This is a genomic window from Mesorhizobium sp. WSM4850 (assembly GCF_055811735.1).
Window position 1 is genome coordinate 1 of the sequence record NZ_JBVVPV010000035.1, and the last position, 13,124, is coordinate 13,124.

The window sequence follows — 13,124 nt, forward strand, 5'->3', positions numbered from 1 at the left end:
GGTGGTTGGCGAAATCAGTGATGAAGTCCGATCTCCCCCCAAGTGGGGGAGATGTCCGGCAGGACAGAGGGGGGCGCTGTCCCTCCGCTATCAAAGGTTCTGCACCGCAGCAGCGTTTTTGATCCTCCCTGATCCAGAGCGCATCCTTCATTCGAGCCTATGGATCAACCGTTTGGTTTTGCTAGCCGGGTTGAACCGCATTACAGCAGTCCCGTACAAAACCCCTCACCGAGCACGCGGCAGCCTTTCAAAAATGCGCAGCATCAAGCGGTTCATCCCCGCCTCCTTTGTCGTCCTGTGGGCGACCGGCTTCATCGGCGCGCGTTATGCCATGCCGTGGGCCGAGCCTTTCACCTTCCTGGCCGCTCGTTTCGTGCTGGCCGCCGTGCTGTTGGCCGCCTTGATGGCAGCACTCGGCTCCAGGCGAGCGACGCGCAAGGAGGCGTTTCACGCGACCGGCGCCGGCATCCTGATGCATGGCGTCTATCTCGGCGGCGTGTTCTGGGCCATCCACAGGGGCATGCCAGCCGGGTTATCGGCCTTGATCGTCGGGCTGCAGCCGCTGATCACCGCAGTGATGGCCGGCCGATTTCTCGGCGAGGCGATCCTGCCGCGCCATTGGGCCGGCCTCACTGTCGGACTTGCCGGCGTGGTCATCGTGCTTTGGCCGAAGCTCGGAACGCTCGGCGGCGGCGTGACGGCCGAGACGCTGGCCGCCTCGCTTGTCTCGGTGCTTGGCATGAGCGCCGGCACGATCTGGCAGAAGCGCTTCGCCTCCGGCGGCGATCTCGTGGCGGCCACCACTTGGCAATATGTCGGCGGTGCATCGGTGATGGCTTTGGCCTCGCTCGCTTTCGAGACGCGAACCGTCATCGTCAATGGCGAGTTGATCTTCGCCATGGCATGGCTGGTGCTGGTGCTGTCGATCGGCGCCATCTTCCTGTTGATGGTGATGATCCGCGACGGCGAGATGTCGAAAGTCGCTTCGCTGTTCTATCTGGTCCCGGCCGTCACCGCGGTCATCGCCTGGCTGTTGTTCGGCGAACAGTTGAACTTGGTCCAGATCGTCGGCATGGCGATCGCGACGCTCGGCGTCGGGTTGGCAACCGCTCAGCCGACCAAAGCATGATCCCGAAAAGTGGGACCGGGTTTCGAAAAGATCATGCTCAAAACAAGAATCAGCCAACTCGCGCGCGTGCCTCCAGATAGCGGCTGATCGCGGCATTGAGTTCACCGCCGAGAATGAAGATCGCCGAGACCATATAGAGGAAGACGACCGCGACCATGATCGAGGCAAGGCCGGCATAGGTCGTCACATAGGACGAGAAACGGTCGAGATAGGCGGCGAAGATGGTCGACCCGATAAGCCAGGCAATCAGCGTGAAGATGATGCCCGGTATGATCGAGACGAAGCGGCGCTTGCCCGCAGGCAGCCAGTAATGCACCGCGAACAGCCCGCCGACGATGACGACCGAGGCGATGATGTAACGCCACAGCGTGATCGTTCCCATATAGGGTTTTACCCATTCGAAATTGGCCTCGGCCAGCCGCGCCAGCAACGGCGCAAACACCAGAAGCACGCTGATCGCCAGAAAACCTGCCGTGGCGATCAGCACGAAGGCGATACTCTGTACCCGGCGGTAGATGATGCCGCGCGTTTCGGAAACGCGGTAGGCGCGGTTGAGCGAGGTGCGCAGCGCCTCGATGCCGTTCGAGGCGAAGAAGGCGGCAAGCAGCACGCCATAGGTCAACAGGTCGGTGCGCTGCACGGTGAGCACGTTGAGCACCTCGCGCGCGATCGGCTCGGCGATCTGCTCGGGCCAGGTGTCGAAGACGATATGCACGGCGGTGTCGGCAAAAGCCTGTGCGCCGAGGAAGCTGGCCAGCGTCGTGGCGAAAATCAGAAAAGGGAACAGCGCCATCAGCGCCGTGATCGCCAGATGACTGGCCATCGCCCAGCCATCGTCTGCATCGAAATGGCCGAACGCGTCATAGAGCACGCGCTTGAGGGCTACGATCTTCCGCAACAAGAACCGCGTTCCCTTCGATTGTCTCGACGCCGCGAATATGGGAAGGGATTGCGGCAAATGGCAAGCCTAGGTCAAAACACGCTTCCTCCTGGAGAAGAGTTGCGCACCATCATCATCACCGGAGCTTCTTCCGGGATAGGCGCCTATTGCACCCGGGCGCTGAAGGCGGAAGGCTGGCGGGTGTTCGCGACGGCACGCAAGCCGGAGGACATCGCCGCCCTCGAGGCCGACGGCATCGAGGCTTTCTATCTGGATTATTGCGAACCGGGATCCATCGAGACGCTGGTGGCGTCGGTGCTGGAGCGGACCGGCGGACGGCTCGATGCCCTGTTCAACAACGGCGCCTACGCCCAGCCCGGCGCCGTCGAGGACCTGCCGGTCGCGGCGCTCAGGGAGCAATTCGAGGCGAATGTCTTCGGCTGGCATGATCTCACCCGCCGTGTCGTGCCGGTGATGCGGCGCCAGGGCCATGGCCGTCTTGTCCACTGCTCCTCGATCCTCGGCCTGGCGCCGCTGCCCTTTCGCGGCGCCTATTCGGCGTCGAAGCACGCGATCGAAGGGCTGATGCTGTGCATGCATCAGGAACTCCAGGGCAGCGGCATCCATGTCTCGCTGATCGAGCCGGGGCCAGTGACATCGAAGATCGCCACCAACGGCCTTGTGTGGTTTCTCAGGAATATCGACCGTGAGAATTCCGTGCACCGCCTCGCTTACGAGGCGCAGCTGCAACGGCTGCAGGCCGGCGGCAGCACGTCACGGCTGAAGCCCGGGCCGGCGGTGGTTCATGCGGCCTTGCGCCATGCGCTTCTGTCGCGGCGCCCGCGTCCGCATTATGTGGTAACGGTGCCGGCCAGGATCGGCGTTGTCCTCAAACGCATCCTGCCGGCATCAATGCTCTACCGCCTGCTTGCCAAACGCGCCTGAACGCAATCGACTGGAAACACTCTATGGCAACCGTCTTCAACATCCTCGCTGTTCTCGTCATGGTCGCCGTGGTGATCGTGCTGATCCGCGGCCTCATCAATATGATGCGCGGCGGCTCCGGCATGACCTCCAACAAGCTGATGCAGACGCGCGTGCTGCTGCAGTTCGTGGCATTGGTGCTGATCATGCTGGCGGTGTATTTCACCCGCAAGTGACGAGGGTGGCGATTTCGGGAGGCAGAGCGTGGTCAAGCTCAACAAGATCTACACCCGTACCGGCGACGACGGCACCACCGGCCTTGGCACCGGTGAGCGGCGGCTGAAATCCGATCTGCGCATCGACGCCTATGGCACGGTCGACGAAGCCAATGCCTGCATCGGCATGGCCCGCATCCACACCGCGGCAACACACCCGGCGATCGACGCGATGCTCGGCCGCATCCAGAACGACCTTTTCGACCTCGGCGCCGATCTGGCGGTGCCGGATGACGGCAAGCCGCTCGGTTATGAGCCGCTGCGCATCACCGCTGTGCAGACCGACCGCGTCGAAAAGGACATCGACCTGCTCAACAAGGACCTGCAGCCGCTCAAATCCTTCGTGCTCAACGGCGGCACGCCGGCGGCGGCGGCCCTTCACCTCGCCCGCACGGTGGCGCGGCGGGCCGAGCGCATCATGGTGGCTTTGATGCAGGCCCCGGGCGAGCACGTCAGCCGCGAGGCGATAAGATACATCAACCGCGTATCGGACTTTCTGTTCGTCGCCGCACGCGTGGTCAATGACAATGGAAACGCCGACGTGCTATGGGTTCCCGGCAAGAACCGCTGAATCTGCCGAGGCGGAGGGGTCCGATGTTCATCCCGCTTTATGACACCAACCGGCTGCGCCACATCAAGCAGCAATATGTCACGATCGGCCTGATCGCGTTCAACACGCTCATCTACTTCGCCACCGCGCTTGGCGGCGAGCAATTCACCAACGCCGCTGTGCTGGGGCTCGGCTTCATCCCGTCGGTCGTCCACGACAGCGTCGAACTGGCTCCGCAGTTTGTCGTCATCCCGGAGAGCCTGAGCTACGTCACCTATTCCTTCCTGCATGCCGATATTTTCCATCTCGGCGGCAACATGCTGTTCCTGTGGGTGTTCGGCGACAATGTCGAGGACGCGCTCGGTCATATCCGCTTTCTCGCCTTCTATCTGCTCTGCGCCATCGCCGGCGCCTTCTTCCAGGGCCTGATCGCGTGGGACTCGCAGGTTCCGCTGATCGGCGCCTCAGGCGCCATTGCCGGCGTGGTCGCCGCCTATCTGATCCTCTATCCCAGGGTGAAGGTATGGGTGCTGGCCTTCGCCCGCATTCCGCTGCGTATCCCGGCCTTCATCCCGCTCATCCTGTGGATCCTGTTCCAGATCGTGATGTTCGCCGCCGGTGGCGAGGATCAGATTTCCTGGGCCTGCCATGTCGGCGGCATCATCGCCGGGGCCGTTCTGGTGCTCGTCTTGCGCAACCGCGCCGTAGCGCTGCTTGCCGGTGCGGACGAAGAGGCAGTGGTGGTCGCCGGCCAAATGCCTGTTGCCGCAGAGCCGGCGCCAGGCGAGCCGCTGCCGGCGCAGCCGGCGCCGCGCTGGGGACGGGCAAGCGCCTCCAGTCCGGACTGACCCGATTTTCCGGACTGAACCGATTTGAGTGCGGCGCGGATGATTTGGGCGCGCCCCGGATATTGACGTGCGGGGTCGCCGCAACTACGGAAGCGTTCCCACACCAATGCATGTCGCGCAAAACTGTGCAGCGGTTTTGCGATAACGGCATGCATGGAACACACATCCTGAAGCGCGTCGCGTGAGGTCGGCCAAATACGACGCGCTTTAGACGGTCGGAGACCAGAATTCCGTCCGGAATGTCGGCTTTCGACAACTCTGAAGAGGCGCACACTGCTATAGCGCGCCCGACTATCTTGAAAGAGGTGGCTATCGTGAAAGAGGTGACAGGCAAATGAAGATCCTTGTGCCCGTGAAGCGGGTTGTGGATGCGAATGTCAAGGTTCGTGTGAAGGCTGACGGTTCGGCGGTGGAACTCGCCAACGTCAAGATGGCGATGAACCCGTTCGACGAGATCGCGGTCGAAGAGGCGATCCGGCTGAAGGAGGCCGGCAAGGCGGAGGAGATCATCGTTGTCTCGATCGGGCCGCAGCAGGCGCAGGAGACCTTGCGCACCGCGCTCGCCATGGGCGCCGACCGCGCCATCCTGGTCAAGACCGACGAGCAGACCGAGCCGCTGGGTGTCGCCAAGGTGCTGAAGGGCGTGGTCGAGGCGGAAAAGCCCGGTCTCGTCATTCTCGGCAAGCAGGCGATCGACGACGATTCGAACCAGACCGGCCAGATGCTGGCCGCACTTCTGGGCTGGGCGCAAGGCACTTTTGCCTCCAAGGTCGTTATCGATGGCGACAAGGCCAAGGTGACGCGCGAGGTCGATGGCGGCCTGCAGACGGTGGAGCTGAAGATGCCGGCGATTGTCACCGCGGATCTTCGCCTCAACCAGCCGCGCTATGCCTCGCTGCCCAACATCATGAAGGCCAAGAAGAAGCCGCTCGACGAGAAATCTCCCGCCGATTACGGCGCCGACGTCAAGCCGCGGCTGAAGGTGATCAAGACCGAGGAGCCGGGCGGCCGCAAGGCGGGCGTCAAGGTCAAGAGCGTCGCCGAACTGGTCGACAAGCTCAAGAACGAAGCTGGCGTGCTGTAGGGCTGGGAAGGGACAAAAAGATGACAATTCTTCTGATTGCCGAACACGACAATGCGACGCTTTCCGACCAGACCGCCAAGGCGCTTTCGGCGGCACTGCAGATCGGCTCCGACGTGCATGTGCTGGTCGCCGGCAACGGCGCCAAACCGGCAGCGGACGCCGCCGCCAAGCTCAAGGGCGTGAGCAAGGTGCTGCTTGCCGAAGCCGACGAGCTCACCGAGCGTCTCGCCGAACCGCTGGCGGCGCTCGTCGTCGGCATGGCCGATGCCTATGACACGATCGTCGCGCCGGCGACCTCCTCGGGCAAGAATGTCGCGCCGCGCGTGGCAGCCCTGCTCGATGTCGCGCAGGTGTCGGAGATCATCGAGATTGTCTCGCCCGACACCTTCAAGCGGCCGATCTATGCCGGCAACGCCATCCAGACGGTGCAGTCGAGCGACGCCAGGAAGGTGATCACCGTGCGCACCGCCTCCTTCCAGGCTGCACCCGAGGGCGGTTCAGCCCCGGTCGAGACGGTTCAGGCAGCAGTCAATCCCGGCCTGTCGAGCTTCGTCGAGAACAGGCTTTCCGAGACCGACCGTCCGGAGCTGACTTCGGCCAGGATCATCATCTCGGGCGGCCGCGCGCTGGGCTCCTCGGAGAAGTTCCAGGAAGTCATCCTGCCGATCGCCGACAAGCTCGGCGCCGCCGTCGGCGCCTCTCGTGCCGCAGTCGATGCCGGCTATGCGCCGAACGACTGGCAGGTCGGCCAGACCGGCAAGGTGGTCGCACCCGATCTCTACATCGCCGTCGGCATCTCCGGCGCCATCCAGCATCTTGCCGGCATGAAGGATTCGAAGGTCATCGTCGCCATCAACAAGGACGAGGAGGCGCCGATCTTCCAGGTCGCCGACTACGGCCTCGTCGGCGACCTTTTCGTCATTCTGCCGGAACTGCAAAAGGCGCTTTGACGCCTTCTGCCAAAGCGTATTAAATTGTGAAGGGCGGGGTAGACGAAGTCGCCCCGCCCTTTTAGTTTGCACCGCACAAAAAGCAGGCCGCAAAGGCCATTTGACGGGATCGGTGTAATGAACAAGATCGAGACGATCGGCATCATCGGGGCGGGCCAGATGGGCGGCGGCATCGCCCATGTATCCGCGCTGGCGGGGTACAAGGTGCTGGTTTACGACATCTCGCCCGAGCGCATCGAAAAGGGCATCGCCACGATCAGCGGCAACATGGCCCGCCAGGTCGGCTCCGGCAAGCTCGAGGAAAAGCTGCGCAACGAGGCGATGGCGCGCATTTCGTCAGCACCGACCATGGCCGACCTTGCCGGTGCCGATCTGGTGATCGAGGCAGCGACCGAGGACGAGACGGTCAAGCGCAAGATCTACGCCCAGCTCTGCCCGCAGCTCAATCCGGAAGCCATCCTGGCGACGAACACCTCGTCGATCTCGATCACACGTCTCGCCGCGCAGACCGACAGGCCGGAGCGTTTCATCGGCATCCATTTCATGAATCCGGTTCCAGTGATGAAGCTGGTCGAACTGGTGCGCGGCATTGCCACCGAGGACCAAACCTTCGAAGCGGCAAAGGCCTATGTGAACCATCTCGAGAAGACGATCACCGTCTCGGAGGATTTTCCAGCCTTCATCGTCAACCGCATCCTGCTGCCGATGATCAACGAGGCGATCTACACGCTCTATGAAGGGGTCGGCTCGGTCGACGCGATCGACACCGCCATGCGGCTCGGCGCCAACCATCCGATGGGACCGCTGCAGCTTGCCGATTTCATCGGCCTCGACACCTGCCTGTCGATCATGCAGGTGTTGCATGACGGCCTGTCGGATTCGAAATACCGGCCCTGCCCGCTGCTGGTGAAATATGTCGAGGCCGGCTGGCTCGGCCGCAAGACCGGACGCGGCTTCTACGACTATCGCGGCGAGCACCCCGTTCCGACGCGCTGACCGGCGATACGAGCCAGCGCGCGCGGTCGCGCTGAGTGAAGACCATGCGGCTGTTCCGTCGACAGCTTCGTGGCCGCGGTTAGAAGACCGCATCGGGGCCGATCCTTGCCCGTTTGCTCGCCGACCGCCGAAGCTCGATTGATTTGGCTCAGACCAGCCCGGCAGAGCGTTTCACGTAGAGCATTCTGCAGCCAAGTGGAACCACTTGGCGTCGCACAAATGCGGCTAAAACTGCGCTGGCTGGGTCGCAACCAGCCGCGTGCCGGGCCGGCAACATCACGCGGAGGCGCAACGAAAGCGGCCTGTCCACGTGCTGCGGTCGACGAGGAGAGCGAAGGACTCCCCGCCATCGAACTTGCGGCTGATTATGCACGAAACAGTGCGTCAATAGTCGGCGATTCCGCTGCGTCTGGAAAAAGAATGGCTGTCCTAAGATCAGAAAAGCCAAGGTGTTTCGCCAGCACGGCTTTTATGATCGACCGCACGTCCGTTGTCGCAGCCAAGTCCGTCCCGCCATGAAGCCGATCAGACGCGAGCCCGGGCCAACGGTTGCCGATCCAACTGCCCGTGATGGCGCCGCCCATCAACAATGTCACACTGGCTGTGCCGTGGTCCGTGCCACCCTCCTGGTTGGGTAGCACCGAGCGTCCGAACTCGGTGACCGCCAGGATCACCGTTTCTCGCCAGGCTGAACCCGATGCTCGGGCAAATGAGACGAGGCCGCGCGCAAGAGCATCCAAACTGCGCGCCAGCCTTCCGGACTCCCCGCCTTGCGCAACATGCGTATCGAAGCCGGCCAATTCGAGCATCGCTACCCGCGGGCCGCCCGGTGCAGAAAGAGCCAGGGCCGCGTTGCTCGCCGCATCGATGAATTGGGCCGCATCGGAGGCCGCGCGGTACTCAAGCAACCCTTCGCTACCCTGTTCGCCAGGTGGGCATGTGCCCTCCGAGCAACGACGAGCGATGTCGAGCCGAGGATTGGCCAATGCGAGATCGCACAGAAGGTCGATTGACCGGTCAACAGATCGGGGCCGCCACACCGAACACTGCCGGCGCGACAACGCGGACGCAGCCCGGCCAAGCCATGCGGACCCGCCGTCATCGATCTCGCCATCGAACAGCGCCTTCTGGGCGGACGCGTGGGACCGGCCGACGCCCGGAACTGCCGTCGCGGGCACGATCGCGAATTCACCGGCTGCAAAGTAAGGCATGAGTGGTGCGAGCGCGGGATGAAGCGCAAAAAGGCCGTCGAGCTTGAGCGCCTCCGCAACGCCGGAGCCTCCCAAGGGCACAGGTGTGCCGCGCACAGTTGCGAAATGCGGGTCGCCATATGGCGGCACGGCGGCAAGCGCATCAAGCCCGCCGCGAAGATAGACGAGCAACAGGCGGGGATCGGCAGAGATGCCCGAGGCGCCCGCCGCTCCTACACCGCCGAACGCGGACGCTAAGACGAGACCTTGCAGGGCTGCTCTTCGAGTCAGTTGCATCGTGGACGCTCTGAACGAGGGTCAACCGGCGTTCCCCTGGCCTTGAACCCCAGACGGTCTGCGTCGGGAATGAGTTCGTTTTGCAGCTGATAACGGTATATCGTCTGACCAGGGGGAACAAGCAGGCCGGCCAGTGCGGGGGCTGCGAAGGAAGTACCCGAACAGACGTTCTGCCTTAGGTTTCCCCCTTTGCTCTTCCACAATGAAAGCACATTGACGCTCGGTTCCGAATAAGACGCGCCGAAAGCCCCTTCACGCCACAGCTTTTCGCACCAGCCGGTATTGCCGCCGCATTTCTCTTGATCAGCATTGACAATATATTCGCTATCAGAAGCCGACACGCTGTATATCGCTCCCGTCTTGCTTCCCACCGTGACTGGTGATGTGTATGGCGCAGTATTCGCAGGGAAGTATGACTGGACCCAAGGCCCTTCATCGTCGTCCTGAGCATTGCCCGCCGCTACCACGATGCGGACCTGGCGGTCGGCAATCTGGTAAATCAACGCATCGAGCTCTTTGAGATTCTCCATCTGGCTTCCACGTTTGGTACTCTCCAGAAACTTCGCGCCCCAACTCAGGTTCAAAATGTCTCCAGCGACCGCATGGTCAAGAACATATCTGAGCGCGAGATTTGGCCCTCCGAGAATTTTCGTCTTCCTGTTTCTGAAAGCCTTCACAATTTTAAGTGGAGCGTTGGGGCTAACGCCCATCAGGCCGCGTTGATTCGAGCGCTTTCCTCCGATGATCCCTGCGACCATCGTTCCGTGCCCGACCTTATCGGTGGCTCTTCTCACCGCAGCCTGGTCCGGAGTGTTCGGGTAAACGTACACCGGCTGACACGGACTACTCGTACAATCCGCAATTTCTCTGACATTAAGAAGTCCCGCGAGAAACACATTAGCATCAACGCCGCTATCGACTATCCATACGGTTGCTGCATCGCTTGGAGCGGCCTGAGGTGGTCCAACCACCCTGCAGACGTTCTCAGGAACGACATCATAGCTGACCTGATTCATGACATCCGGCCCATCGCACGTCGCACCGTCGAATAGATCGACCTCAAAGGGGTCAGCTTCGCGGTACCCCTTTGAAATGAGCTTTTTAATTTCAGCTTCCGAGAAGGTTCCCGTGACCATGCTGATGCCCATATCAGGCATGTCGACCGCCTGCAGCTTGGCCCCACCTGAAATCGTTCTGTCTAGCGCACTGACATCGCGGTGGAACTCGTCGTTTCGAGTGATGTCAACGATGAAGGTCTTCTCGACCGCATCAATCTCGCTGAAATCCTCCTGGCCCGACGCTTCCTGTCCGATGATGCCCAGAACGACCAAGAGACTACCGAGCACGAATGCGCGAAATGGGCAAAGTATCATACCGCCCTCAAGTTATGTTACTACGCTGGGAATAACAGAATGCTCCTAACGCGGCTGCCTGTCCATTAAAACATACGACTGCATGTTGGGCTCTACTTGTGAGCCACACGAAATGCGTCTAGGCTATTTATACAGGCGACGGGAGTGGGCTATGCCCAAGGTAGCACTGAAGGACGGCCGGCAAGCGCAAGAGATCGGCGCGGCGATCATTGGGGCTTGGCTCAAGCTTTTGCCTGCTTCAGCAACCATCCTGACCATGGACGATCGAAACCCGCTAACGATCACTATTGATCGGGCGGCTTTTGCCGTTGGTAGCAATGTCAGGCTTCGGCAAGGATCCAACGCCGTTGTCGAGGGAATCCGAGTGCGCTCCACAACGGTAACGGTGCAACACTCACAAAAGTTGGTCCTAGAAGATTACGGCGGGCAGGACGTAAATTATACAGGCGACAGCCTGGAAAACGGTGAAGCCATCCCCGATGCCGCAGCTTATGCAGACTTGAAACGTGACCTCAAGATCGTGTTGGAAGATATTGTGGAGGACGGCGTGACGGTCGAAGTCCATCTGGACGGGCCTAAGTTGATCAACGTTGCGGTCCCCCGCCTTCCGGAAGACGTTCTGACTCGGGGCGACCTTATCGAGTATCTCCGCGAATATCACCGCTACGGCCAAGGCAGGCATTATCACGACGAGCTTGCCACCGCCGTTCTATTCGGCTGCCGCTAAGCCTACCTACTCCGGCAACCCTGCTTTCCGCATGCCCTTGAGCAGCAGGTTACGGTCCTCCTCCAGCCGGTAAGGTTCCTTGCTGGCGAACCGGACCGCCGAGAAGGACGGCGCGTCTTTCAGCACGACGGACACAAATGAGCCCGCCTCCGCGCTTCGCCCGAGCAGGGCATTCGCGGCAGCCAGATAGACGTTCACCCAGATCGGCATGGTCGACGAGCGGCTCAGCGCCACGACAGCCGGTTCGAAACGGTGGGTGACAAAGAGGGCAAGGCCGCGGAACGGCCAGAACCACGAAGGCTCGTAGAGAGGGTCGAGCACCTTAGCCCGTTCGAACCACTGCAATGCAGAGTCGGGCTCGCCGGAAAATGTGTAGTATGTCCCAAGATATGAGACCTGCTCGGGGTCATTCGGATTGAGTTCGAGAGTACGCGCGTAGAGCTGAGCTGCCACGTCGAAATCGCGGAGGTGGATGAGGATCCAACCCAGGATGTTGAGGCAGACAGGATCGTTGGGAGAAAGCAGGACGGCCTTCTTCGCCATCGCGTGGGCTTCATTGAGAACGGCGTCCGAAGGTCCCACGTCGCGAAACCACTCCAGTTGCTTGCAGTGGGCAAGCTTGGCGTAGGCACGTCCGTAGGTCGGATCGAGCTCAATGGCCCGCTCATACCACTGCCGGGCCTCCGCTTCCGCCGCAATATCGCCCAAGGGCAAGGCGTTGCCTTGAAGCACGCACTCGTAAGCCGCAAGGTTCGCCGGCGGTTTGCGGCGCGCTCTCTCGGCGCCTGCTGCCTTGAGGCGGCCGATGACAGTTCCGACGATCTTTCTGACCAGTCCATCCTGCACGTCGAAGATGTCCTGCTCCTCGCCGTCGTAATGCTCGGCCCACAGACAGTCCCCGGAGGCCGGGTCTACAAGCTCGCAGGAAATGCGAATTCGCCGCCCCATTCGGCGGATCGCCCCTTCGATGACGAAATCCACGTCGAAATCCGCAACAAGGGTGGCGAGGGGCACATCCTTGAGCCGCTCCGACGCGTGGTGGGACGCCACCCTCAGCTGCGTAAACCGTGTCAGCTCAGTGGCGACGTCCTCGGTGAATCCATCGCTGAGATAGGGCTGCACGTCGCCTGCGCTCGTGAATGGGCGGATGAGTATCAAGGGCTTGTTCTGGCTTGCCGGCTGACCAGCCGATCTCTGCGGTAGCCCTTTCGGCTTCTGAAACAGCGAATAGACAGGTACCGGGCGCGGAATATTCTTGAGAGACTGTTCGCCTGCGTATTCATACGGCAGCCGAAGCGCGTCGCGAACTTCTTCATGGACCTTGCCGGAAAGACATATGCCGCCAGGGCCGGCGATCTGTTCCAGGCGCGAGGCTATGTTGACCCCGTCCCCAAATACGTCGCCCTCAGCATCGACTATGATATTGCCGAAATTGATGCCGATCCGGAGCAGGATTTCCCGGGCGGCCTCCCCGGATGCCTGGCTGGCAAGCTGCTCCTGGACCTCCACTGCGGACCGGACTGCCCCGACAGCGCTCGGAAATTCGGCGAGGATGCCATCGCCGGCCGTCCTCACAACCCGTCCGTCATGTCGCTTGATCGTGGGGCCGATTTCGTCGCGCAACAGGCGCCTGACTAGCGCAAAGGTGCCTTCTTCGTCGCGGGCCATGAGCGACGAATAGCCGACCACGTCCGCGGCAAGGATGGCCGCCGCACGTCGCTGCAGATTGTTGTCACCCGCTTCCATCGGTACCTTGACAGGTAAGCTTCGTTGACGTGGAGGTCCCATTAGCTGAAGCTTATCTTGCAGCAGTTTGCATCATTCTGTGATGCGTGTCAGCCTGTGCATGAGCGCCTGTACCGCAGTCAGAGGCATGAAATGGCGGGCCGAATGGAAAGTCG

The 13,124-nt window shown here is 61.6% G+C and carries 13 protein-coding genes; 9 read left to right on the forward strand and 4 right to left on the reverse strand.

Going from position 1 to position 13,124, the window contains the following annotated elements; all coding sequences use genetic code 11:
- The first annotated feature begins 253 nt into the window (after window positions 1–253).
- Window positions 254–1,129: a DMT family transporter gene (locus AC0L2Z_RS25675; RefSeq protein WP_128181671.1), complete on the forward strand. Its 876-nt coding sequence runs from the start codon at window positions 254–256 to the stop codon at window positions 1,127–1,129.
- Window positions 1,130–1,178: 49 nt separating this feature from the next.
- Here AC0L2Z_RS25675 and AC0L2Z_RS25680 read toward each other — a convergent pair whose 3' ends face one another.
- Window positions 1,179–2,030 (reverse strand): YihY/virulence factor BrkB family protein, encoded by an 852-nt coding sequence (locus tag AC0L2Z_RS25680; protein WP_031254136.1) that lies wholly within the window; start codon window positions 2,028–2,030, stop codon window positions 1,179–1,181.
- A 57-nt stretch (window positions 2,031–2,087) separates the two neighbouring features.
- Here AC0L2Z_RS25680 and AC0L2Z_RS25685 point away from each other — a divergent pair, with 57 nt between their 5' ends.
- From AC0L2Z_RS25685 to AC0L2Z_RS25715, 7 genes are all read left to right on the forward strand, one after another.
- Window positions 2,088–2,954 carry an SDR family oxidoreductase gene (locus AC0L2Z_RS25685; RefSeq protein WP_473629645.1) on the forward strand — a complete coding sequence of 289 codons (867 nt, stop codon included), beginning with the start codon at window positions 2,088–2,090 and terminating at the stop codon, window positions 2,952–2,954.
- Window positions 2,955–2,977: 23 nt separating this feature from the next.
- Entirely contained in the window at window positions 2,978–3,169 is a 192-nt protein-coding gene (locus tag AC0L2Z_RS25690; RefSeq protein ID WP_023797244.1) for a twin transmembrane helix small protein, read from the forward strand.
- A gap of 28 nt (window positions 3,170–3,197) precedes the next feature.
- Window positions 3,198–3,779: a cob(I)yrinic acid a,c-diamide adenosyltransferase gene (locus AC0L2Z_RS25695; RefSeq protein WP_473629646.1), complete on the forward strand. Its 582-nt coding sequence runs from the start codon at window positions 3,198–3,200 to the stop codon at window positions 3,777–3,779.
- A gap of 23 nt (window positions 3,780–3,802) precedes the next feature.
- Complete coding sequence (locus tag AC0L2Z_RS25700) at window positions 3,803–4,606, forward strand: rhomboid family intramembrane serine protease (RefSeq protein ID WP_473629647.1); 804 nt, start codon at window positions 3,803–3,805, stop codon at window positions 4,604–4,606.
- A gap of 334 nt (window positions 4,607–4,940) precedes the next feature.
- A complete protein-coding gene (locus AC0L2Z_RS25705; RefSeq protein ID WP_023797241.1) occupies window positions 4,941–5,690 on the forward strand; it encodes an electron transfer flavoprotein subunit beta/FixA family protein in 750 nt (249 codons plus the stop codon).
- Window positions 5,691–5,710: 20 nt separating this feature from the next.
- Window positions 5,711–6,640, forward strand: coding sequence for an electron transfer flavoprotein subunit alpha/FixB family protein (locus tag AC0L2Z_RS25710; protein ID WP_473629648.1), 930 nt, complete (start codon window positions 5,711–5,713; stop codon window positions 6,638–6,640).
- Between the two features lie 117 nt (window positions 6,641–6,757).
- Entirely contained in the window at window positions 6,758–7,636 is an 879-nt protein-coding gene (locus AC0L2Z_RS25715; protein WP_023797239.1) for a 3-hydroxybutyryl-CoA dehydrogenase, read from the forward strand.
- Between the two features lie 365 nt (window positions 7,637–8,001).
- On the opposite strand, the gene AC0L2Z_RS25720 is transcribed toward AC0L2Z_RS25715, so the two are convergent.
- Both AC0L2Z_RS25720 and AC0L2Z_RS25725 read right to left on the reverse strand, forming a co-directional pair.
- Window positions 8,002–9,123, reverse strand: coding sequence for a DUF1501 domain-containing protein (locus tag AC0L2Z_RS25720; protein WP_473629649.1), 1,122 nt, complete (start codon window positions 9,121–9,123; stop codon window positions 8,002–8,004).
- A complete protein-coding gene (locus AC0L2Z_RS25725) occupies window positions 9,114–10,454 on the reverse strand; it encodes a S8 family peptidase (protein ID WP_473629650.1) in 1,341 nt (446 codons plus the stop codon). Before AC0L2Z_RS25725 ends, AC0L2Z_RS25720 begins: the two co-directional genes overlap by 10 nt.
- Before the next feature lie 193 nt (window positions 10,455–10,647).
- Between AC0L2Z_RS25725 and AC0L2Z_RS25730 the strand changes: the two genes are divergently transcribed.
- A complete protein-coding gene (locus AC0L2Z_RS25730; RefSeq protein ID WP_473629651.1) occupies window positions 10,648–11,223 on the forward strand; it encodes a hypothetical protein in 576 nt (191 codons plus the stop codon).
- Between the two features lie 6 nt (window positions 11,224–11,229).
- Here the strand turns inward: AC0L2Z_RS25730 and AC0L2Z_RS25735 are convergent, their stop codons facing one another.
- A complete protein-coding gene (locus AC0L2Z_RS25735; RefSeq protein ID WP_473629652.1) occupies window positions 11,230–13,011 on the reverse strand; it encodes an adenylate/guanylate cyclase domain-containing protein in 1,782 nt (593 codons plus the stop codon).
- Between the last annotated feature and the right edge of the window lie 113 nt (window positions 13,012–13,124).

Coding starts and splice junctions, on each gene's coding strand:
- AC0L2Z_RS25675 (WP_128181671.1), top strand. CDS start 254: ATGCGCAGCATCAAGCGGTTCATCCCCGCCTCCTTTGTCGTCCTGTGG.
- AC0L2Z_RS25685 (WP_473629645.1), top strand. CDS start 2,088: ATGGCAAGCCTAGGTCAAAACACGCTTCCTCCTGGAGAAGAGTTGCGC.
- AC0L2Z_RS25690 (WP_023797244.1), top strand. CDS start 2,978: ATGGCAACCGTCTTCAACATCCTCGCTGTTCTCGTCATGGTCGCCGTG.
- AC0L2Z_RS25700 (WP_473629647.1), top strand. CDS start 3,803: ATGTTCATCCCGCTTTATGACACCAACCGGCTGCGCCACATCAAGCAG.
- AC0L2Z_RS25705 (WP_023797241.1), top strand. CDS start 4,941: ATGAAGATCCTTGTGCCCGTGAAGCGGGTTGTGGATGCGAATGTCAAG.
- AC0L2Z_RS25710 (WP_473629648.1), top strand. CDS start 5,711: ATGACAATTCTTCTGATTGCCGAACACGACAATGCGACGCTTTCCGAC.
- AC0L2Z_RS25715 (WP_023797239.1), top strand. CDS start 6,758: ATGAACAAGATCGAGACGATCGGCATCATCGGGGCGGGCCAGATGGGC.
- AC0L2Z_RS25720 (WP_473629649.1), bottom strand. CDS start 9,123: ATGCAACTGACTCGAAGAGCAGCCCTGCAAGGTCTCGTCTTAGCGTCC.
- AC0L2Z_RS25730 (WP_473629651.1), top strand. CDS start 10,648: ATGCCCAAGGTAGCACTGAAGGACGGCCGGCAAGCGCAAGAGATCGGC.
- AC0L2Z_RS25735 (WP_473629652.1), bottom strand. CDS start 13,011: ATGGGACCTCCACGTCAACGAAGCTTACCTGTCAAGGTACCGATGGAA.